Source organism: Actinomadura sp. NAK00032 (assembly GCF_013364275.1).
GTDB lineage: Bacteria > Actinomycetota > Actinomycetes > Streptosporangiales > Streptosporangiaceae > Spirillospora.
On sequence record NZ_CP054932.1, the window covers coordinates 2,515,353 to 2,535,795 of the forward strand.

The window sequence follows — 20,443 nt, forward strand, 5'->3', positions numbered from 1 at the left end:
GGGGGCCCCATGTTCCAGGGCAGAGCCGCCGAACGGGCCGAGGTGGAAGCGCTGGTCGCCGCCGCGCGGGGCGGGGCGGGCGGGGCCGCCGTCATCCGGGGCGAGGCCGGGATCGGCAAGACCGTGCTCCTCGACCACGCGGCGGACGCGGCGGACGGGGCGCTCGTGCTGCGCTGCGCGGGCTTCCCGCCGGAGGCCGAGCAGCCGTTCGCGTCGCTGGAGCTGATGCTGCGGCCGGTCCTCGGCCTCGGCGGACCGGAGGCCGAGCGGCTGCGCGCACTGATCGAGCCGCAGGCGGCGGCCGGCCGCGAGGACGTCTTCGCCGTGCGCCGCGCCGTCCTCGCGCTGCTGCACCGGCTCGCCGCCGACCGGCCCGTGGTCTGCCTCGTCGACGACGCCCAGTGGCTGGACGCCGCGTCGGCGGACGCGCTGGCGTACGCCGCGCGCCGCCTCGGCGCCGAACCGGCCGCCCTACTGGCCGCCGCCCGCGACGAGGGCGCGTTCGGCTCGTCCGGCCTGGCGGAGATCAGGCTGCGGCGCCTCGGCCCGGACGAGGCCGCGGCGTTCCTGCGCGGCACCGCGGCCGGCGCCGGCCTGGCACCGCCCGCGCGGGACCGCGTCCTCGCCGAGGCCGAGGGGAACCCGCTGGCGCTGCGGCTGCTGGCGACGTCCCTGTCCCCGGCCCAGCGCGCGGGGTGCGTCAACCCGTTCACGTTCCACGACGGCGCCTCCCCGGTCGGGGGAACGCTCCAGGCCGAGCTGTGCGCCCGGCTCGGCACGCTCCCGCCCCCGACCCGGGCGCTGCTGCTCCTGGCCGCCGCGGACGACACCCGCGACACCGCCCGCGTCACGGGCGCCGCGGCGAGCGTCGGCGCGACCGTCGCCGACTTCGCGCCCGCCGAGCGCGCCGGGCTGCTGGCGGCGACGCGGACGACCATCGCGTTCGCGCATCCGCTGGTCCGGGCCGTCGCCTACCACCGGGCGACGCCGTCCGAGCGGCGGGCCGCCCACCGGGCGCTCGCCGACAGCGCGGGCGCCGCGCACCCCGAGGCGCGCACCTGGCACCTGGCCGCCGCGTCCCTGGGGTACCAGGCGGACGTCGCGGCCGAGCTGGAGCGCGCCGGAGCGTGCTCGGGGGACCGGCGCGCCTACGTCTGCCACGCGCGGGCGGCCGAGCTGACCGCCGGGGAGCGGGCCCGCGCCCGCCGGCTCGCCGCCGCGGCCCGCGCCGCCTGCGCGGCGGGCCTGTTCGACGGGGCGCGGGACCTGGTCGCGCGCGCCCGCAGGCTCGCCGCCGACCCGCTGACGCGGGCCGAGCTGGCGCGGGCCGGCGCGGTCGCGGAGGCCGAGTGCGGCTCGCCGCGCCGCGCCGCGCGGGCGCTGGTCGCCGGGGCCGCGCCGCTCGCCGGGCTCGATCCCGCCGGCGCCGCGCTGCTGCTCGCCGACGCCGCCCGGTGCGGCTGGCACGCCGGCGACGCCCGGCTCACCCGGGAGGCGCTGGACGCGCTCGGCGCCCTCCCGCTGCCGCCGGGCTCCGCGCTGGCCCGGCTGCCGGCCGCGATCGACGCGGCGACGGACGCGGCGGACGCCGCCGGGCGGCTCGCCGACCTGCGGCGCTCGTTACCGGACGAGCTGAGCCGCCGGCTCACCGCGTCCACCATCGCGTTCGCGGACGGCGCCCCCGGCGCGCACGAGGCGGCCGCGCGGTTCGCGCGGGACTGCCGCACCGAGGCCGGGCGGCTGCCCTACGCGCTCCAGGTCCTCGCCCACGCCCTGATCGGGCGGGGCCTGCACCGCGAGGCGCGGAAGGCGGCCGAGGAGGGGCTGCGGCTGGCGGGCGACGCCGGTGCGCGGTCGCGCTCGGCCCACCTGAGCTGCCTGCTCGGCTGGCTCGCCGCGGTGGAGGGCGACGGGAAGCGCTGCGCGGACCTGGTCGCCGCCGGCCTGGAGCAGGCCCGCGCCGAGGACATCGCGCCGACCGCCTCCCTCGGGACGTGGGCGCTCGGGCTGCTCGACCTCGGCGCCGGTCGGCACGCCGAGGCGCTGGCCCGGCTGGAGGAGCTCCCCGAGGAGGTGCCCGCGGCGGGCCCGGCCGCGAGCGCCGCCCGCCAGGCGGCCGACCGCGTCGAGGCGGCGGTGCGCGCCGGGCGGCCGGACCGGGCGGCGCGCCCGCTCGCCCTGCTCGACCACCGCGCGGCCCGGGACGCGTCCCCGGACGTGCGGGCGCTGGCCGCGCGGTGCCGCGCCCAGCTCGCCGCCGGCGCGGCGGCGGAACGACATTTCGTGAACGCGGTGGAACTGCTGCGGAACGGCAACGCCTATGAGCGTGCCCGCACCGGTCTGCTGTACGGGGAATGGCTGCGCAGGGAGCGCCGCAGAGCAGCCGCGCGGACGCATTTGAGCAACGCGCTCGAATTGTTTGAGGAATTGGGCTCCGGTGCTTGGGCCGAGCGCGCGCGGGCGGAGCTCGGAGCTTGCGGAACGCGCCCGGCGGACGCCCCGGAAACGGTGCTCGCCGGCCTCACCCACCAGGAGTCGCAGATCGTCCGGCTCGCCGCGGCCGGCGCCAGCAACCGGGAGATAGCCGACCGGCTGTTCCTCAGCCCGCGGACCGTCGGCAACCACCTCTACCGCGCGTATCCCAAGCTCGGCGTCCGGACCCGGGGCGAACTCGGCGGCCTGGACCTGGACGCCCCCGCCGCGCCGCGCGAGCGGCCCGCCGCCGAATGAGCACTCCCGCGGAGCCGGTTGAGCATCCGACTCAATTCCGGCCCGGCCGCCGACAGCGTTGACTCCTTGATCAAGCCGGGTTAAAAAGAGCGTATCGAAAGCTCCCACTTCCCCGCTTCTTCACGAGGTCGTCCTCAGCATGGCTGCAAACGATTCCGTCCTCGTCGTCGTCAATTCATCCGCGGCCGCCGTATTGTTCGTCGCGGGCGTCTCCAAAATGGTTTCTCCGGCCCAGCTCGGCCGGGCGCTGAACGCGCTCTTCCGGCGCTCGGGCGACGGGTTCACCGGCGGCCACGTCCGGGCGTTCGCGGCGGTGGAGATCCTCGCCGCGCTGGCCCTGACCGGCACCGCCACCCGCCCGGCCGGCGCCTGGGCGGTGGGCGCGCTCGGCGCGAGCTTCGCGGCGGCCGGCGTCCTCGGCGCCGTCCGCGGCGGCGGCGCCGTCTGCGGCTGCCTCGGCGCGGCGGGCGGCCGGCCGCTCGGCTGGTTCAACGTGCTCGCCGGGGCGCTGCTCATGGCCGTCCCCGCGGTGAACCTGGCCGCCGCGGCGCCCGGTTCCGCCGCCGCGTACTTCTTCCAGTCCGGCACCGGGCTGGCGTCCGGCGCGCTGCTGGTGTGCGGGTGGGCGCACCGCGGCCTCGTCACGGACCTCACCCGGCCCCTCCCGGCCTCGCGATAGACGGAGGAACACCCCCATGATGGAAGTCTTCTTCGGCGCCGTGCTGCTCGTGCTCGTCGCGGCAGTCGTGCTGCTGTTCGCGATGCTCGGCGAGCTGAGCTCGCGGCTGCCGACCGAGCGGGAGACCGCCGCCGACCGCGACCCGGCGATCTGGCCGCTGGACGACGCGCGGCTCGGCACCGAGCCGGGCCGCTGGCCGGCCGAACTCGCCGGCCTCACCGGACCCGGCACCGACATCGACGCCGCCCGGACCGTCCTCGTCCTCAGCACCGCCTGCTCGACCTGCAAGGACGTCGCCCAGCAGCTGTCGGACGAGCTGGACAAGGGCGCCGAGGGCGACATGGCCGTGGTCGTCTCCACGGCGGAGCGTGCGCGCGGCGACCGCTTCGTCCAGCAGTACGGGCTGCACCGCCTCGCGCACTACGTCGACGAGGGCGGCAGCTGGGTCGCCGACGAGTTCAACGTCCGGATGAGCCCGACCGCACTGGTCATCCGCGGCGGGCGGCTGGAGTCGGCCCTCGTCTTCCAGGACGTCCAGGCCCTCAGGACGAGGGTCAACGAACCGAAGGGAGTGTCATGACCACCACGACGGAGCACCGCGCGCGGGGCGACGCGGGAGGCCGCGCCGGCGGCCGGGTGGGGCGGGCGACCGGGAGGTGGGCCCGGCGCGGGTTCCTCGGCGCGCTCGGCGCCGGCGGGCTGACCGCCGCCTCGGCGGTGTTCGGCCGGTCCGAGCCCGCCTACGCCATCTGCAAGCAGAACTGCTGCAACCTCGCGGTCTGCCCCAACATCTCCATCAACACCTGCCGCAACAACATGGACTACCTGTGGGGCTGCGCCATGAGCGCCTACCTGCACTGCTCCTGCTGCGAGGCCTACTACAGCGGCAAGCAGCACTCGGCCTACGAGTGCCGCTACAGCTAACGGGCCGCGCGTGGTCACCTGGGTGGTGCTCGGCGGGATCGGCGCGGTCCTGCACATCCTGAGCCCTTGAGGCCGGTCCATGGCCGGAGTCTCCGGCCCGCTGCTGCGCCGCCGTCCGGCGGACGGCGCGCGCTTCCTGACCGGCCTCACCGCCGGCGGCGTCCTCGCCGGGCTGCTCGTGGCGCTGCTGCTGTACGTGGTGGGGCGCGGGGTGCACGAGGTCCTGCCGGAGGGCGCGCGGGTGCTCGCCCTGGCCGCGGTGGCGCTCGGGTTCGGGCTCGCCGACCTGGCGGGCCGGACGCCGCATGTGTGGCGGCAGGTCCCGCAGCAGCTCGTGCACCGGCTGCCGCCGGGGTCGCGCGGCGTGGCCTGGGGCTTCGACCTCGGCCTGCTCGTGACGACGCAGAAGGCGGTGTCGCTGGTGTGGGTCGCCGTCGCCGCGGTGGTGCTGCTGGACCCGTGGACGGCCGCACCGGTCATGGTCGGCATGGCGCTGCTGTCCAACCTCAGCGTCGCGGTGGGGAGCCTGCGCTTCACGCCCGCGATGGTCGACATGGGAACGAGAAGGCAACGGCTATGGCTGAGATCGATTCGCGCCCTGTCCGGGACGGCCCTGGTGTCGCTGGCGGTGGTGACGGCGGTGACGGCGCTCCAGACGCCGTGACCGGCGGCGTCATCGTGGTCACGAGGTTCGAGTGCCCGAGCCTGTGGGCGCTGCTCCTCGTGCTCGTCCTGCACAAGCGGCTCGCGCGGGACGTGCGGCGGGACGCGACCGGGTTCCTCGGGTCGTCGCTGATGGTCGCCTGGCGCGCCCGGACGCTGCTCAACGTGTCGCTCTGGCAGGACATGGAGGGCGTCCACTCGATGGGGCGCGTGCGCCGGCACGTGGACGCGACGCGGGTGCCGTCGAGGCTGGGCGTCGCCACGTCCGGCGGGATCTTCTCCTACGCCGGCGACTGGAAGCGGGTGATGTTCGGGATCGACTGCGAGGGCGTCTCGCCCGTCCGCCCCCTCTGACCAACCACACATACGAGAAAGGACGGTCACATGAGCTCGGACTACTACCTGCCGACCGACCACGGGTACGCGGTCGTGCAGGACATGGAGGACGGAACGAAGAAGGTGATGGTGTGCGACTCCGTCGTCGGCGGTGAGGCGCAGAACGTCTACGCCATCCACTTCAAGTGCACGTCGCTGCGCGTCGGGCCCGGCGTGCGGATGGAGCACGTCTCCGGCGGCAGCCACACCCGGCAGGTCGTCGAGGTCTTCTCCGAGCAGCGCGGAGTCGTCGACCTGCGCGCGCCCGCGCGCGGCACCGCCCCCCTCCTGGAGGCCGACGCGCGCCGCCGCTGACGGCCCGCGCGGTGCCGGCGCCCGCCGGCGCCGGCACCGCGTGAGACGCGGCCGTACCGGGTGGGACGCCGCCGCACCGCGTGAGATGCTGCCCTGGTGAGCACGGTCATCACGAACATCGGGGAACTCGTCACCAACGACCCGGCCGCCGGCGGCGGCCTCGGCATCGTCCGCGACGCCGCCCTGGTCATGGACGGCGGCACCATCGCCTGGACGGGCCCGGCATCCGAGGCGCCCCCTGCCGACGCGTCGTTCGACGCCGCCGGGCGGGCCGTCCTCCCCGGCTTCGTCGACTCCCACGCCCACCTCGTCTTCGCCGGCGAGCGCGCCGAGGAGTTCGCCGCCCGGATGAGCGGCGAGAAGTACGCGGCGGGCGGCATCCGGACCACGGTCGAGCGCACCCGCGCCGCGTCCGACGACGACCTGCGCGCCAACCTGCGCCGCCTCATCGAGGAGATGGCCCGCCAGGGGACGACGACCGTCGAGTGCAAGTCCGGCTACGGCCTCACGGTCGAGCAGGAGGAGCGCGCCGTCCGCATCGCCGCCGAACTGGCGGACGAGGTCACCTACCTCGGCGCCCATGTCGTCCCCGCCGAGTACAAAGACGACACGGCCGGCTACGCGCACCTGGCCGCGACCGGCATGCTCGCCGCCTGCGCCCCGCACGCCCGCTGGGTGGACGTCTTCTGCGAGGAGGGCGCGTTCGACGCCGACCAGGCCCGCGAGGTCCTGCAAGCGGGCGTGAAGGCCGGCCTTAGCCCGCGCCTGCACGCCAACCAGCTCACCCAGGGCCCCGCCGTGCAGCTCGCCGTCGAACTGGACGCCGCGTCCGCCGACCACTGCACGTTCCTGAGCGACGCCGACGTGGACGCCCTCGCCTCGTCCCAGACGGTCGCGACGCTCCTGCCCGGCGTCGAGTTCTCCACGCGCCAGCCCTACCCCGACGCCCGCCGCCTCCTGGACGCCGGCGCGACCGTCGCCCTCGCCACCGACTGCAACCCCGGCTCCTGCTACAGCTCGAGCATGGCGTTCTGCGTCGCGGTAGCCGTCCGCGACATGCGCATGACCCCGGCCGAGGCCGTCTGGTCCGCGACCGCCGGCGGGGCCCGCGCCCTCCGCCGCACCGACGTCGGCCACCTCGCCCCGGGAGCGCGCGCGGACGTCCATGTCCTGGACGCCTCGTCCCACATCCACCTCGCCTACCGCCCCGGCGTCCCGCAGACCCGCGCCGTGTGGAAGGCGGGCCGCCGGGTCGGCTGAAACCGGCTCCGCTGAAACCGGCTCCGCTGAAACGGGCTCGGCTAGGCGGGCAGGTAGCGGCGGTTGACGCGGATCAGCGGCGAGCGGTCGCGCGCCACGTAGTCGGTGGCGAGGACCTCGGCGACGAAGAGCGTGTGGTCGCCCGCCTCGATGGCCTGGCGGGTCTCGCATTCCAGCGCGGAGACCCCGGTGTCCGGGATCAGCGCGTCCGACCGCGGGCCCCGGTGGTGGGGCTCGGCGGCCAGCAGGATCCGGGCGCTCGGACGGCCCTCGGCGGCGAACCGGCCGGCCAGGGCGCGCTGCGCCGACGCCAGGACCGTCGCCGCCCACCGGGGCCGCCGGTTCAGGACCTCCGACAGGTACGACGACGTCGCCACGCTCGCCACGACCATCGGCGGGTCGAGGGAGACCGACATGAACGAGGTCACCGTGGTGCCGAGGTCGTCGCGGCCGTCGCGGACCGTCAGCACGGCCACTCCCGTGGCGAAGCCCGCGACGGCCTCGACAAAGTCGGCGCTCAGCGGATCTCCCAGGCGCCCGGCAGGGTCAGCGGGCCCGCGGCGGGCAGCCCGAGGCGCGCGGCGAGGCCGCCGAGCGACCCCCACCCCTCGAAGCGGGCGGACGCGGCCGTGCGGTCCTCGCTGGACTCCGGCGGGCGCAGCCGCTCCAGCGGCGAGGTGTGCGGGTACGTCCGGACCGGCGCGTCGGAGGCCAGCCCGGCCTTCTTGCGGGCCAGGCCGAGGGCGGCGTCGATGCCGCCGAGCTCGTCGACGAGGCCGCGCTCCTTGGCGTCCGCGCCCGTCCACACCCGGCCCCGGGCCAGCTCGTGCACGCGCTCGCGGGACAGCTCGCGGCCCTCGGCGACCTTCGCGGTGAAATCGTCGTAGATCCGGTCGAGGGAGGCGTTGACCCGCTCCCACTCGGAGTCGCTGAAGTCCTTGGTGGCGCTGAGCATCCGGGCGTGGGCGCCGTCGGCGACGGCGCCGAGGCCGATGCCGACGCGGTCCAGCAGGCCGTTCACCACGGCCTTGCCGACGACGACGCCGATCGAGCCGGTGAGCGTGCCGGGCTGCGCGATGATCGTGTCGGCCGCCATCGACACGTAGTAGCCGCCGGACGCCGCGACGTTGCCCATCGACACCACCACCGGCTTGCCGGCGCGGCGCGCGAGGACGACCTCGCGCCAGATCGCGTCGGACGCGACGGCGGACCCGCCGGGGCTGTTCACCCGGAACACGATGGCCTTGACGCGCTCGTCCTTGACCGCGGCGCGGAACGCGGCGCCGATCGTGTCCGAGCCCATCGCGGGCCCCGAGTTCGGCAGCGGCCCGCCGCGCCCGCTGCGGCCGAGCCGGATCGGGCCCTGCCCGTTGATCAGCGCGACGACGTCCTGCCTGCCCGGCTGCGGGAGCCGGCTCGCGAGGCCGTGCGCGCGGTTGTACCGGGACACGTAGCGCAGCTGCGCCTCCTCGCCGAACCGCTCCCGCAGGTCGGCGTAGACCTCGTCGCGGTAGGCGAGCCGGTCGACGAGGTTCTCCTCCAGCGCCTCGTCGGCGAGGAACGGGCCGCGGTCGACGAGCGCGCGCACCGCGTCCTCGGGCAGGCCGCGGGCGGCGGCGACCCCGGCGGTGATCTGCTCGCCGAGCGAGGCGACGAGCCGCCGCGACGACTCCTCGTGCTCGGGCGTGTACGCCTTCTCCATGAACGTGTTCGCCATGGTCTTGTACTCGTACCGCTTGGCGAACCGCGGCTCGATGCCCGCCTTCTCCAGCGCGCCCGCGAAGAACGGCTCCTCCAGCGCGACGCCGGTCAGCCCCACCTCGCCGGTCGGCTGCAGGTACACCTTGTCGAACGCGGTGGCCAGGTAGTACGGCACGGTGCCGCGCCCGCCCTCGCCGTAGGTCTCGGCCCACGCGACGGTGTACTTGCCCGCGTCCCGCAGCGCCTGGACGGCCTCGCGCAGCTCCTGGACGAGCGCCAGCCCGATGCCGCCGGACACCTTCACCACGAGGGCGCGCACCCGGGCGTCGGAGCGGGCGCGGCGCAGCCCGTCCAGGACGTCGCGCAGGTTCGTCCGGCGCATGGACAGGATCGCCGAGATCGGGTCGGCCGGCGCGGTCTCCACGAGCCCGTCGGTGAGGTCGAGTTCGAGGATCAGCGGCGCCGTCCGCCGCTCGCGGGCCTGCTTGATCACGTTGACGACTGTGCCGGGATCCACCATGGGCCCAGCCTATGCGCTCACCCGGCGCCGTTCCTGCACCCCGAGTCCAGGTGAGCTCCGACGTAAGGAGGACCCGGTGCCGTCCGAGGAGCAGGGGGCCGGCTCAGCGGGCGCATGCCGTGTTCAGCGGGCACAGGCCTCGTTCAGCGGGCGAAGGCCTTGTTGGGGATGACGCTCGCGGACGCCTGGGCGACGGGCCGGCCGGCGGTGTCGGTGATCAGCGCGTTGGAGACCATGCGGGTGCCGCCCGGGTGCAGGCACGTCCCGGTCACCGTGTAGGTCTGGCCGGACTGGACGCCGCGCAGGTAGTCGACGTTCAGGTTGAGGGTGAGCATCGGCATGAAGTGCTCGCACGTGCTGCTCGCCGCCAGGCAGACCGCGTTGTCGAGGATCATCGCGATGAAGCCGCCGTGGACGGTGCCGCCCGGGTTGCAGAGCTTGTCGGCGGGCGACCACGCGATCTCCACGCGGCCCGGCTCGGCGGCCCGCACGTCCTGCCCGATGTAGTCGCTGATGTCAGAGATCTCCGGGACGCGCCGGTCCACCATCGCCTGGATGAAGTCGGCGCCGGACAGCGTGTTCCACAGTTCGGCGGCCTCCTGAAGGGCCGCCGCGCTCGCGTCGACGCTCAACTCACTCTCCCCGGTCAGCGGTGATCTTCGAATGGTATTCGGTGCCCGGCGGGGCGGCACTATGCCGTTCGTCACGAGTGTCCGGCGCTATCGTCGGACGCATGGGAGACGGCGACGGCTGGGCCGACTGCGGGCAGGGCCACACGCACTGGGGGCGGTTCGGTGCCGCGGGCCTGCTGGCCTACCACCGCGACGGCGACGGCCAGGTGTGGATCCTGCTGCAGCAGCGCGCCTGGTGGGGGATCGGCGGCGGGACGTGGGGCATGTTCGGCGGCGCGCTGCACAGCCACGAGGACGCCGTCACCGGCGCGCTGCGGGAGACCTCCGAGGAGTGCACGCTCGACACCGGCGTGGTGAACGTGCACGGCACGAGCGTCGAGGACCACGGCGGCTGGTCGTTCACCTCCGTGATGGGGTCGCTGTCCGAGCGCGTCCGCGTGGACGCCGCGTCCAGGGAGACGCGCAGGGCCGAATGGGTGCGGCAGGAGGAGGTCACCGACCGCAAGCTGTTCGCGCCGTTCGCCCGGTCGTGGCCCCGCCTGCGGGACTCGATGACGACCCTCGTCCTCGTCGTGGACGCGGCGAACGTCGTGGGCGCCCGCGCCGACGGCTGGTGGAAGGACCGCGCCGGGGCGAACGCCCGGCTCCGCGACGACCTGAAGGCCCTCTCCGGCGGCGTGCGGGGCCTGCCCGGCGGGGTCGTGCCGTTCGACCGCTGCTTCCCCGAGGTCGTCCTGGTCGTGGAAGGCGCGGCGCGGCCGGTCGCGGACGAGCCCGCCGACGGGGTGGCCGTCGTGGCGGCGCCCGGCAGCGGCGACGACCGGATCGTGGAACTCGTCCAGGAGGCCCGGCCCGGCACCGCGCACCTGGTGGTCACGGCCGACCGGGAGCTGCGCGCCCGCTGCGAGGCCGCCGGCGCCGCCGTCACCGGGCCGCGCTGGCTCCTGGAACGCCTGTAGACCTCGACCAGACCCGGGGCTTAGACCTCGACGCGGTGGCCTGCGCCGCGGAGCGCCTCCGTCGCGTCCTTCAGGCGGTGCTCGGGGACGAGGACGAGGTCGGCGTGGTAGGTGGACACCACGAAGACCGGCACCCCCGCGTCGGCGAGCGGCTGCACGAGCGCGGCCAGCGTGCCGGGCACGTCCAGGCCGTCCGGCTCACCGTAGAAGCCGACCCAGCGCTCCGCCTCGGTGAACGGCGACGCCTCCCGCACGACGGTGAGGCCCTCCGGGGCGCGGATCAGCGCGACCCAGTCGTCGCCCTCGGGGAACGTCGATTGCGGCAGATGCTCGACCAGGAACTGGCCCGGAACGATGTGCAGGCGTTGCATGCGCCCACCCTATGACCGGGCGGGTCTGCGCGCGCGCCCCTATTCGGGCACCAGCCAGACCGCGCCCAGCGGCGGGACGCGCAGCACCGCGGACGCCGGCAGGCCGTGGCACGGCTCGCCGGACGCCTCGACGCGGCCCAGGTTGCCGACGCCGCTGCCGCCGTAGTCGTAGGAGTCGGTGTTGACGACCTCGCGCCAGCGGCCCGCGCGGGGCAGGCCGAGCCGGTAGTCCTCGTGCGGGTTCCCGGCGAAGTTCACGACGCATGCCAGGACCGGAGGCTCGCCGTCGGCGCGGGGCGTCCCGTAGCGCAGGTAGGAGAGGGTGTTGCCGCCCGCGTCGTTGCCGTCGATCCAGCGGAACCCCTCGTGGTCGCTGTCGCGCGTCCACAGCGCGGGCTCGGCGCGGTAGGCGCGGTTCAGGTCGCGGACGAGCTTTTGCAGCCCGAGGTGGTTGGCGCCCTCGGCGGCGTTCTCCAGCAGCCACCAGTCGAGCGGGCGCTCCTCCGCCCATTCGGCGCCCTGCCCGAACTCCTGGCCCATGAACAGCAGCTGCTTGCCGGGATGCGACCACATGTAGGCGAGCAGGGCGCGCAGCCCCGCGAACTGCTGCCAGGAGTCGCCCGGCATCTTGCTCAGCAGCGACCCCTTGCCGTGGACGACCTCGTCGTGCGACAGCGGCAGGACGTAGTTCTCCGAGAACGCGTACACCAGCGAGAACGTGATCTCGTTGTGGTGGTAGTGCCGGAACACGGGCTCGTGGCGCAGGTACTCGAGCGTGTCGTGCATCCAGCCCATGTTCCACTTGAACCCGAACCCGAGCCCGCCGAGGTGGGTCGGGCGGGACACGCCCGGCCACGCCGTGGACTCCTCGGCGATCGTCATGACGCCGGGGTTGCGCTTGTAGACCGTCGCGTTCATCTCCTGGAGGAAGGAGATGGCCTCCAGGTTCTCGCGGCCCCCGTAGATGTTCGGCGACCACTCGCCCTCGTTGCGCGAGTAGTCCAGGTACAGCATCGAGGCGACGGCGTCGACGCGCAGGCCGTCGATGTGGAACTCCTCCAGCCAGAACGACGCGTTCGCCACCAGGAAGTTGCGGACCTCCGCGCGGCCGTAGTTGAACACGAGCGTGCCCCAGTCGGGGTGCTCGCCGCGCGCCGGGTCGTCGTGCTCGTACAGCGCGGTGCCGTCGAACCGGGCCATCGCCCACTCGTCCTTGGGGAAGTGGGCCGGCACCCAGTCCATGATGACGCCGATACCGGCTTGGTGGAGCCGGTCGACGAGATGCCGGAAGTCGTCCGGGTTCCCGAACCGCGCCGTGGGCGCGTAGTAGGACGTCACCTGGTAGCCCCAGGACGGCCCGTAAGGATGCTCTGCGACGGGCAGCAGTTCGACGTGGGTGAACCCCATGTCGCGCACGTACTCGGTGAGTTCGTCGGCCAGTTCCTTGTACCCGAGCCCGGGGCGCCACGACCCGAGGTGCACCTCGTACACGCTCATCGGCTCGTGCAGCCAGTCGTGGTCCTTGCGGCCGTCCATCCATGCGCCGTCGCCCCATGTGTAGGACGAGGTGAACACGCGCGACGCCGTCGCCGGGGGGCGCTCCGTCCACCGCGCCATGGGGTCGGCCTTGGAGCGCCACACGCCGTCCGCGCCGAGGATCTCGTACTTGTAGCAGGTGCCGTCGCCGACGCCCGGGACGAACAGCTCCCAGATGCCGGTGGAGCCGAGCGACCGCATCGGGTGGCCGCGGCCGTCCCAGTGGTTGAAGTCGCCGACCACCCGCACGCCGCGCGCCGTCGGCGCCCACACCGCGAAACCCGTCCCGTGCACGGTGCCGAGCGCGGACGCGTAGGAGCGGGGCTGCGCGCCGAGCGCCCGCCACAGCTCCTCGTGCCGTCCCTCGCCGATCAGGTGCAGGTCGAGTTCGCCGAGCGTCGGCAGGTGCCGGTAGGGGTCGTCCTGGACCGTCTCGACGCCGTCCCCGTAGGTGACGGCGAGCCGGTAGTCGGGGACGGCCAGCGGCGCCGCGCGCTCGTCCTCGCCCGCGAGGGAGGCCCCCTTCGGCAGGGTGCCCTTGAACAGGCCCTGGTGGAAGTGGCGGAGGGGGTGCCGGTCGCCGTTCGGCAGGACGACCTCGACCTTCTCCGCCAGCGGGCGCAGCGCCCGCACGGTCACGCCGTCCCGGCCCGGATGCGCCCCGAGGACGCCGTGCGGATCGTGGTGGTCGCCGCCGACGAGCCGGTCGATCTCCGCGCGCGTCACCCGTGCCATGAGCTCATGGCCTCCCGTCACTGAGGTTTTACCCCTCTAGGAGTGCCCCGAGAAGCGGTGCTCTCACATGACCGGAGGACCTGTTTCCGCGAGCTTGACGTTCAAGATCGGCGATCGGCCGCGACCTGGCGGGCAGGTGCTCGCGGCCGCGAGCGCGGGCTTGCGGCCGCACGGGCGGCGCGACTCTGCGTCGTGGGGTCGCGCCGAATGCCGCCGCCCGTGCGGCCACGTTCCGTGGGGCGGCTCCCCGCCCGCCGCCCGCTACCGGGTCACGTCCACCTCGCCCCAGGGGTGACACCGACCCCGCCGCCCGAGGATCCACTCCTGTGTCACCTCAGCGACACAGGTACCTTGCGCACCGGAGCGCCCGGGCCCGGTCCGCCCCCGCTCGCGGACCGGGCCGCGCTGTTCCCCATGGCCTCCGGTCACCGGTCCCCGTGCCCTCCGTGCGCCTGTTCGACGAGCAGCCGGCGGAGCCCCTCCGAGTCGTCCGCCGCCACGGTCATCGCACATCCCGCCTGGAGTTCGGCGTCGGTGAGGTCGCCGATGCGGGTCGCGTACCAGCGGCCTGCGTCGCTGCGCCACACCTGCCAGCCCGGGAACTCCTCCTCGATGGCCGCCTTCAACACGTCGAAGTCGCCCATCAAGGTCGTCCCTTCCCCGAGGTCGTTCTTCTGTATACAAAAGTCTTACTCGGGCCAAGAGGTGTCAAGCTGTCCGTAAGCGGACCGTGCCCTCCCGGATAGCGCGTGGAAGGTATGGATGGCGGGGAGGGACGGACCAGGATCGAACGCCGACTCGAACATCGTTCGAACGCCGCGCGGGGCGCGCGCGGCGCAGAGTAGGGAGGTGACGCCGGTGCCGGACCGCCCCGCCTACCTGCGCATCGCCGACACGCTGCGGGAGGGGATCCGCGACGGCAGCCTCCCGCCGGGGACGCGGCTGCCGACCATGGCCGAGCTGTGCGAGATCCACGGCGTCTCCGAGATCGTCGTCCGGCAGGCGGTCGCGCTGCTGCGCGGCGAGGGGCTCGTCGAGACCCGCCGCGGCGGCGGCACCCTCGTCAGGGTCGTCCCGCCGGCGCGCCGCGTCGCGATGGACCGGTACCGCGCGGTGACCCGGCCCCTCGCGGTCCCGGAGACGACCTTCACCCGCGACCAGAAGATCGGCTGGGCGGACTACCGGCTCGACACGGAGTTCACCCGGGTGCGGGCCGACGGCGAGCTGGGCGCGCTGTTCGAGCTGCCGGCCGGCACCGAGCTGCTGCGCCGCCGGTTCGTCTTCTTCGCGCGCGGCGAGCCGCAGCAGATCTCCGTCAACTACCTGCCGTGGGACCTCGTCGGCGACACCCCGGTCGCCGACCCGGCCCGCGAGCCGTGGCCCGGCGGGACGCTCGCGCAGCTCGCCTACCTCGGGCACCCGGCCGTCCGGGTGGAGGAGGCCGTCCGCTCCCGGATGCCGACGCCGGAGGAGGCCGAGACCCTCCGCATGACCGGCGGCGTCCCCGTCCTCGGCATCACCCGCCGGCTGCTGGCGCACGCCGGCGTGATGGAGGTCTGCCGCGAGATCGTCCTGCCCGCCGACCGCGTCGTCCTCGACTATTCGATCGACCTGTGAACCCGGTTCGCGACCCGGGCTAGCCCGCCAGGCGGGCCAGGGAGCGCAGGGGCACGGGGAGCCAGGACGGCCGGTTGCTCGCCTCGTAGCGGACCTCGTAGACCGCCTTGTCGAACTCGAACGCCCGCACCAGCGCCTCGTGCGCGGCCGGGTCGGGGCCGCCCGCGGCGGCGTAGCCGGCGCAGAACGCCGCGCGGTTGCGCTCGGCCCAGGCGCGGGCGCGCACCTCCAGGGCCTCCGCGGTGCCGTCCGGCAGGCCGCCGTCGCGCGCGAGCAGGAACCGCGCCGCGTACTCGAAGGAGCGCAGCATCCCGGCGACGTCGCGCAGCGGGTGCGCGAAGGCGCGGCGCTCGCCCGGGGCGCGGGCCGGCTCGCCCTCGAAGTCCAGCAGCACCCAGCCCGCGTCGGTGCGCATGACCTGCCCGAGGTGGTAGTCGCCGTGGACGCGCTGGAACTCCATCTCGGACGCGTCGGCCGCGACCCGGTCGAACACCTCGCGGATCGCGTGCGCGTGCGGGCGCAGCTCCGGGACGGCGGCGGTGACCTGGTCGAGCTGCTCGTTCATCGCGAAGACGATGCCGCGCAGCGCCTCGGGCGGCGTCCGCACCACGCCGAACGCGGCGGCGAGGTCGCGGTGCACCTGCGCGGTGGCGGCGCCGAGCCGCTCGGCCTCGGCGGCGAAGTCGCCGCCGGCGTCGCCCGCGTCCCCGGCCGTGACCCCGCCCGCCGGTCCCGGCGGGGCGGGCTGCGCGAACCAGTCGCGGACGCTGGTGAGGGCGAGCTGCCAGCCGTCCGTCGCGGTGCGCAGGAACTCCGACAGCAGCGCGAGCGTCACCGGCTCCGCGCCGGGCTCGGCGGGGTCGCCGGGGTCGAGCTCGATCCAGCCGTGGACGGCGGCGATGTGCTCGCAGCCCTGGCGGGTGAGCGCGAGGTTGACCTCCAGGTCGGGGTTGACGCCGGGGGACAGCCGCCGGAAGAGCTTGCAGATGTAGGCGTCCCCGAAGATCAGCGAGGTGTTGCTCTGCTCGGCCGAGGCCGGCAGCCCCTCCAGGCCGGTGCGGACGCCGGTGCCGGGCGCGCGGCGGAACTGCAGCGGGCCGACGGCCGCCTCGCTCGCCATCAGGTCCAGCAGCACGCGGGTCAGGTCCGGGTCGTGGGCCGCGTCGTACACGTGCCCGGTGATCGGGGGGTGCCCGGCGGCCCGTCCGATCGCGGCGGCCCGCAGCCGGTCGGGCAGCTCGCGGCGGACGCCGAGCAGGAGCTGGTAGCGGTCGGTGGTGCCGTTCTGGCGGACGTCGAGGACGAGGTGGTGCAGGGCGGGGTCGCCGGTGCGCAGTTCGGTGGCGGTGCCGATGGACAGTTCGTCGATGGGGCCGTCCTTGCCGCCGAACCACCGCTGCCTGGGCAGCCAGTCGGACAGGAGCCGAACGAGGGAATGGTCGGGCGGCGGCACGGCTACATCACCCCTTCTCCCGGTTCGCGCTCGGCGGGCGGCGGCGGGAGCAGGAACCAGTAGAAGCCGTGCCCGGGGAGCGTCAGCAGGTAGGGCAGGTCGCCGATGGCCGGGAACTGGACGCCGCCCATGCACTCGATCGGTGCGGAGCCCCGGAACCGCCGCAGGTCGAGCTCGACCGGCTGCGGGAAGCGGGACAGGTTGTTCACGCAGAGGACGGTGTCCATGCCGCCCCACTGGTTGGTGTCCGACCCGTCGATCTCGCGGGTGAAGGCGAGGACGGAGGGGTTGGAGGCGGAGAGTTCGACGTAGGAGCCGACGCCGAAGACGGGGTGGCGCTGCCGGATCTCGATCATTTTGCGGGTCCAGTGCAGCAGGGAGCCGGGGTTGTTGGCCTGGGCTTCGACGTTGACGGCCTGGTAGCCGTAGATGGGGTCCATGATGACGGGGAGGTAGAGGCGGGCGGGGTCGCAGGTGGAGAAGCCGGCGTTGCGGTCGGGGGTCCATTGCATGGGGGTGCGGACGGCGTCGCGGTCGCCGAGCCAGATGTTGTCGCCCATGCCGATCTCGTCGCCGTAGTACAGGACGGGTGAGCCGGGGAGGGAGAGCAGGAGGGCGGTGAAGAGTTCGAGTTGGTTGCGGTCGTTGTCCAGGAGGGGGGCCAGGCGGCGGCGGATGCCGATGTTGGCTTTCATGCGGGGGTCTTTGGCGTATTCGGTGTACATGTAGTCGCGTTCTTCGTCGGTGACCATCTCCAGGGTGAGTTCGTCGTGGTTGCGCAGGAAGATTCCCCATTGGCAGGATTCGGGGATTTTGGGGGTCTGGGCCATGATCTCGGAGATGGGGTAGCGCTGTTCGCGGCGGACGGCCATGAAGATGCGGGGCATGACGGGGAAGTGGAAGGCCATGTGGCATTCGTCGCCGCCGGCGGCGGGGTCGCCGAAGTACTCGACGACGTCGGCGGGCCATTGGTTGGCTTCGGCGAGCAGGACGCGGTCGGGGTAGAGGCGGTCGACTTCGGCGCGGACGCGTTTGAGGTAGGTGTGGGTTTCGGGGAGGTTCTCGCAGTTGGTGCCTTCGCGGGCGTACAGGTAGGGGACGGCGTCGAGGCGGAATCCGTCGATGCCCAGGTCGAGCCAGAAGCGCAGGTTCTCCAGCATGGCGTCCTGGACGTCGGGGTTGTCGTAGTTGAGGTCGGGTTGGTGGGTGAAGAAGCGGTGCCAGTAGTACTGGCCGCGGACGGGGTCGTAGGTCCAGTTGGACTGCTCGGTGTCGACGAAGATGATGCGGGCGTCGGGGTAGCCGGTGTCGTCGTCGGCCCACATGTAGAAGTCGCCGAAGGGGCCGTCGGGGTCGGTGCGGGAGGCCTGGAACCAGGGGTGCTGGTCGGAGGTGTGGTTCATCACCAGGTCCGCGATCACCCGGATACCGCGCGCGTGCGCTTCCTCCACCAGTTCCACGAAATCCCCCAGCTCCCCGAAGTCGGGCAGGATCCGCGTGTACTCGGCGATGTCGTAGCCGCCGTCTTTGAGCGGTGACTGGTAGATGGGCAGCAGCCACAGGCAGTCGATGCCGAGCCATTGCAGGTGGTCGAGTCTGGAGATGAGGCCGCGCAGGTCGCCGTAGCCGTCGTTGTTGGAATCGGCGAACCCCCGCACCGACACCTCGTAGAACACCGCCGTCTTGAACCAGTGCGGATCGCGCGGCGTCTCGGGGCTGAACGCGTCCGGAACCGGTTCCGAGGAGGCGGGGACGGTCTCCAGGGGGACGTCCGGGACGGGTTCGTCCCGCGGCACGGCGCCCGGTGCCGGGCCCGGCACGGCACCCGGCCGCGCCGGGGGGTCTGGCTCGTGGGGTCCGCTCAACTCTCGCTGCTCCCGAACGTCAGGACGTGGGCGGGACGGGTCTGGGGGTCCAGGTAGACGTAGTTGGACTGGGTCCAGGTGTAGGTGGCGCCGTCGAGTTGGTCGGTGACGGTGTGGGGCCGGTGGGGGTCGTCGGGGAGGCCGAGGGCGGGGAGGTCGAGGTGGACGGTGGCTTCGCGGGGTTGGTGGGGGTTGAGGTTGACGATCACCAGGACCACGTCGTGGAGGTGGCGTTTGGAGAAGGCGAGGAGTTCGGGTTGGTCGATGTGGTGGAAGTGGAGGTTGCGGAGTTGCTGGAGGGCGGGGTGGGTGTTGCGGAGTGTGTTGAGTTGGGTGATGAGGGGGGCGATGGTGGTGCCGGTGCGGTCGGCGGTGTCCCAGTCGCGGGGGCGGTACTGGTATTTCTCGGAGTCGCGGTATTCCTCGCTGCCGGGGCGGACGGGGGTGTTCTCGCAGAGTTCGTAGCCGCTGTAGATGCCCCAGGTGGGGGAGAGGAGGGCGGCGAGGACGGCGCGGATCTCGAAGGCGGGGCGGCCGCCGTGCTGGAGGTATTGGTTGAGGATGTCGGGGGTGTTGGTGAACAGGTTGGGGCGCATGTGGGCGGCGGCGGGGCCGGTGAGTTCGGTGAGGTAGGTGGTGAGTTCGTCGGCGGTGTTGCGCCAGGTGAAGTAGGTGTAGGACTGGTGGAAGCCGATTTTGGCGAGGGTGTGCATCATGGCGGGGCGGGTGAAGGCTTCGGCGAGGAAGAGGACGTCGGGGTCGGTGGTGTGGATGTCGGCCAGGAGGCGTTCCCAGAACGCGGCGGGTTTGGTGTGGGGGTTGTCGACGCGGAAGATGCGGACGCCGTGGTCCATCCAGTGGTGGAGGATGCGTTTGATCTCGGTGTAGAGGCCGTCGGGGTCGGTGTCGAAGTTGAGGGGGTAGATGTCCTGGTATTTCTTGGGCGGGTTCTCGGCGTGGGCGATGGTGCCGTCGGCGCGGTGGGTGAACCATTCGGGGTGCTGGTGGACCCAGGGGTGGTCGGGGGAGCATTGCAACGCCAGGTCCAGGGCGATTTCGAGGCCGTGGTCGCCGGCGTGGGCGACGAAGGCGTCGAAGTCGTCGAGGGTGCCCAGGTCGGGGTGGACGGTGTCGTGGCCGCCGTCGGGTGAGCCGATGGCCCAGGGGGAGCCGGGGTCGTAGGGGCCGGCGTCCAGGGTGTTGTTGGGTCCTTTGCGGTACGTGGTCCCGATCGGGTGGATCGGTGGGAGGTAGACGACGTCGAAGCCCATGTCGGCGATCGCGGGGAGCCGTTTCATCGCGGTGCGGAACGTCCCCGACGTCGGCCCCCGGCGTCCCATGGGGTCGAAGGTGGCGCCCTCAGACCGGGGGAAGAATTCGTACCAGGCGCCGTAGAGGGCGCGTTGGCGGTGCACGACCAGGGGGTACCAGTCCGACACCGTCAGCAGATCCCGCAGCGGATGCTGCTCCAGCACGACGGCGACATCGGGGTCGGCGGCGGCCTCCATCCGGTCGGTGACCGGGACGGTCTCGTCCCCGAGGCACTTCGCCAGCCGGTCCAGCGTCGGGCGGTCCTTGCTGGGGACGGCCTCCGCCGCACGCTGGAACAGCAGGGCGCCCTCGGTGAGCATGAGTTCGACGTCCTGGCCGCGGGGCACCTTGATCTGCGCGTCGTGCCACCAGTGCGCGATCGGGTCGCCCCACGCCTCCACCCGGAACGACCACGACCCCAACTCCGTCGGCGTCACCAGCGCCGACCACCGGTCCAGCCCCGCACCGACCTCGGCCATCCGCTCACCCGGCAGCTCCTCGCCGCCCGGCGTGCGCAGCACCACCGCCGCGCCCAGCCGCTCGTGCCCCTCCCGGAACACCGTCGCCGACACCTCGACCGTCTCACCCACCACGGCCTTCGCCGGCCACCGGCCGCACCCCACCACCGGCGACACGTCCAGAATCGGAATGCGACCAAGCCTCGGAATTCCGGTCATATGGGATGTTCCGGACTCGACGTGCATGTCTCCCCCCTACCCGAGCGGGACTTCTCTCCCCCCTACCCGAGCGGGACTTCCGAAACGTCCCATGCCCGCGACGCCGGACCTACCGCCGAG

The 20,443-nt window shown here is 73.5% G+C and carries 19 protein-coding genes; 10 read left to right on the forward strand and 9 right to left on the reverse strand.

Going from position 1 to position 20,443, the window contains the following annotated elements; all coding sequences use genetic code 11:
* Positions 1-9 precede the first annotated feature (9 nt).
* The 8 genes from HUT06_RS45185 to hutI all read left to right on the forward strand — a co-directional run bounded on the left by HUT06_RS45185 (position 10) and on the right by hutI (position 6,946).
* The gene (locus HUT06_RS45185; protein ID WP_176195759.1) at positions 10-2,730 is read left to right on the forward strand and encodes an AAA family ATPase; all 2,721 of its coding nucleotides are present in this window, start codon (positions 10-12) and stop codon (positions 2,728-2,730) included.
* A gap of 139 nt (positions 2,731-2,869) precedes the next feature.
* Entirely contained in the window at positions 2,870-3,409 is a 540-nt protein-coding gene (locus HUT06_RS11765; protein ID WP_176195760.1) for a MauE/DoxX family redox-associated membrane protein, read from the forward strand.
* A 16-nt stretch (positions 3,410-3,425) separates the two neighbouring features.
* Positions 3,426-3,989, forward strand: a complete 564-nt coding sequence (locus tag HUT06_RS11770) for a hypothetical protein (protein WP_176195761.1) — start codon at positions 3,426-3,428, stop codon at positions 3,987-3,989.
* On the forward strand, positions 3,986-4,333 hold the full coding sequence (locus tag HUT06_RS11775) for a twin-arginine translocation signal domain-containing protein (RefSeq protein ID WP_176195762.1): 348 nt from the start codon (positions 3,986-3,988) through the stop codon (positions 4,331-4,333). The genes HUT06_RS11770 and HUT06_RS11775 overlap by 4 nt, the downstream gene beginning before the upstream one ends.
* Positions 4,334-4,412: 79 nt before the next feature.
* Positions 4,413-4,997 carry a hypothetical protein gene (locus HUT06_RS11780; RefSeq protein WP_176195763.1) on the forward strand — a complete coding sequence of 195 codons (585 nt, stop codon included), beginning with the start codon at positions 4,413-4,415 and terminating at the stop codon, positions 4,995-4,997.
* Positions 4,994-5,350: a hypothetical protein gene (locus HUT06_RS11785; RefSeq protein ID WP_176195764.1), complete on the forward strand. Its 357-nt coding sequence runs from the start codon at positions 4,994-4,996 to the stop codon at positions 5,348-5,350. Before HUT06_RS11780 ends, HUT06_RS11785 begins: the two co-directional genes overlap by 4 nt.
* A 30-nt stretch (positions 5,351-5,380) precedes the next feature.
* Positions 5,381-5,686, forward strand: a complete 306-nt coding sequence (locus tag HUT06_RS11790; protein WP_176195765.1) for a hypothetical protein — start codon at positions 5,381-5,383, stop codon at positions 5,684-5,686.
* A gap of 96 nt (positions 5,687-5,782) precedes the next feature.
* Complete coding sequence (gene hutI / locus HUT06_RS11795) at positions 5,783-6,946, forward strand: imidazolonepropionase (protein ID WP_254715124.1); 1,164 nt, start codon at positions 5,783-5,785, stop codon at positions 6,944-6,946.
* Between the two features lie 41 nt (positions 6,947-6,987).
* On the opposite strand, the gene HUT06_RS11800 is transcribed toward hutI, so the two are convergent.
* From HUT06_RS11800 to HUT06_RS11810, 3 genes are all read right to left on the reverse strand, one after another.
* Positions 6,988-7,479, reverse strand: a complete 492-nt coding sequence (locus HUT06_RS11800) for a flavin reductase family protein (RefSeq protein WP_176201305.1) — start codon at positions 7,477-7,479, stop codon at positions 6,988-6,990.
* Positions 7,464-9,167: a signal peptide peptidase SppA gene (gene sppA, locus HUT06_RS11805; protein ID WP_176195766.1), complete on the reverse strand. Its 1,704-nt coding sequence runs from the start codon at positions 9,165-9,167 to the stop codon at positions 7,464-7,466. The genes HUT06_RS11800 and sppA overlap by 16 nt, the downstream gene beginning before the upstream one ends.
* 143 nt (positions 9,168-9,310) lie before the next feature.
* Entirely contained in the window at positions 9,311-9,799 is a 489-nt protein-coding gene (locus tag HUT06_RS11810) for a PaaI family thioesterase (protein WP_254715126.1), read from the reverse strand.
* A 101-nt stretch (positions 9,800-9,900) separates the two neighbouring features.
* Between HUT06_RS11810 and HUT06_RS11815 the strand changes: the two genes are divergently transcribed.
* The gene (locus HUT06_RS11815; protein WP_176195767.1) at positions 9,901-10,758 is read left to right on the forward strand and encodes an NUDIX domain-containing protein; all 858 of its coding nucleotides are present in this window, start codon (positions 9,901-9,903) and stop codon (positions 10,756-10,758) included.
* Positions 10,759-10,778: 20 nt separating this feature from the next.
* Here the strand turns inward: HUT06_RS11815 and HUT06_RS11820 are convergent, their stop codons facing one another.
* From HUT06_RS11820 to HUT06_RS11830, 3 genes are all read right to left on the reverse strand, one after another.
* A complete protein-coding gene (locus HUT06_RS11820) occupies positions 10,779-11,129 on the reverse strand; it encodes an ACT domain-containing protein (RefSeq protein ID WP_176195768.1) in 351 nt (116 codons plus the stop codon).
* A 39-nt stretch (positions 11,130-11,168) separates the two neighbouring features.
* A complete protein-coding gene (gene glgB / locus HUT06_RS11825) occupies positions 11,169-13,400 on the reverse strand; it encodes a 1,4-alpha-glucan branching protein GlgB (protein WP_176195769.1) in 2,232 nt (743 codons plus the stop codon).
* Between the two features lie 425 nt (positions 13,401-13,825).
* Positions 13,826-14,044: a hypothetical protein gene (locus HUT06_RS11830; RefSeq protein ID WP_176195770.1), complete on the reverse strand. Its 219-nt coding sequence runs from the start codon at positions 14,042-14,044 to the stop codon at positions 13,826-13,828.
* Between the two features lie 205 nt (positions 14,045-14,249).
* Here HUT06_RS11830 and HUT06_RS11835 point away from each other — a divergent pair, with 205 nt between their 5' ends.
* Complete coding sequence (locus HUT06_RS11835) at positions 14,250-15,017, forward strand: GntR family transcriptional regulator (RefSeq protein ID WP_254715127.1); 768 nt, start codon at positions 14,250-14,252, stop codon at positions 15,015-15,017.
* Between the two features lie 19 nt (positions 15,018-15,036).
* On the opposite strand, the gene HUT06_RS11840 is transcribed toward HUT06_RS11835, so the two are convergent.
* The 3 genes from HUT06_RS11840 to HUT06_RS11850 form a co-directional block, all read right to left on the reverse strand.
* A complete protein-coding gene (locus HUT06_RS11840) occupies positions 15,037-16,470 on the reverse strand; it encodes a phosphotransferase (RefSeq protein ID WP_176195771.1) in 1,434 nt (477 codons plus the stop codon).
* Between the two features lie 2 nt (positions 16,471-16,472).
* Positions 16,473-18,233, reverse strand: coding sequence for a maltose alpha-D-glucosyltransferase (gene treS / locus HUT06_RS11845; RefSeq protein ID WP_176201308.1), 1,761 nt, complete (start codon positions 18,231-18,233; stop codon positions 16,473-16,475).
* Positions 18,234-18,331: 98 nt separating this feature from the next.
* Entirely contained in the window at positions 18,332-20,323 is a 1,992-nt protein-coding gene (locus HUT06_RS11850; RefSeq protein WP_217711283.1) for an alpha-1,4-glucan--maltose-1-phosphate maltosyltransferase, read from the reverse strand.
* Positions 20,324-20,443: the final 120 nt, after the last annotated feature.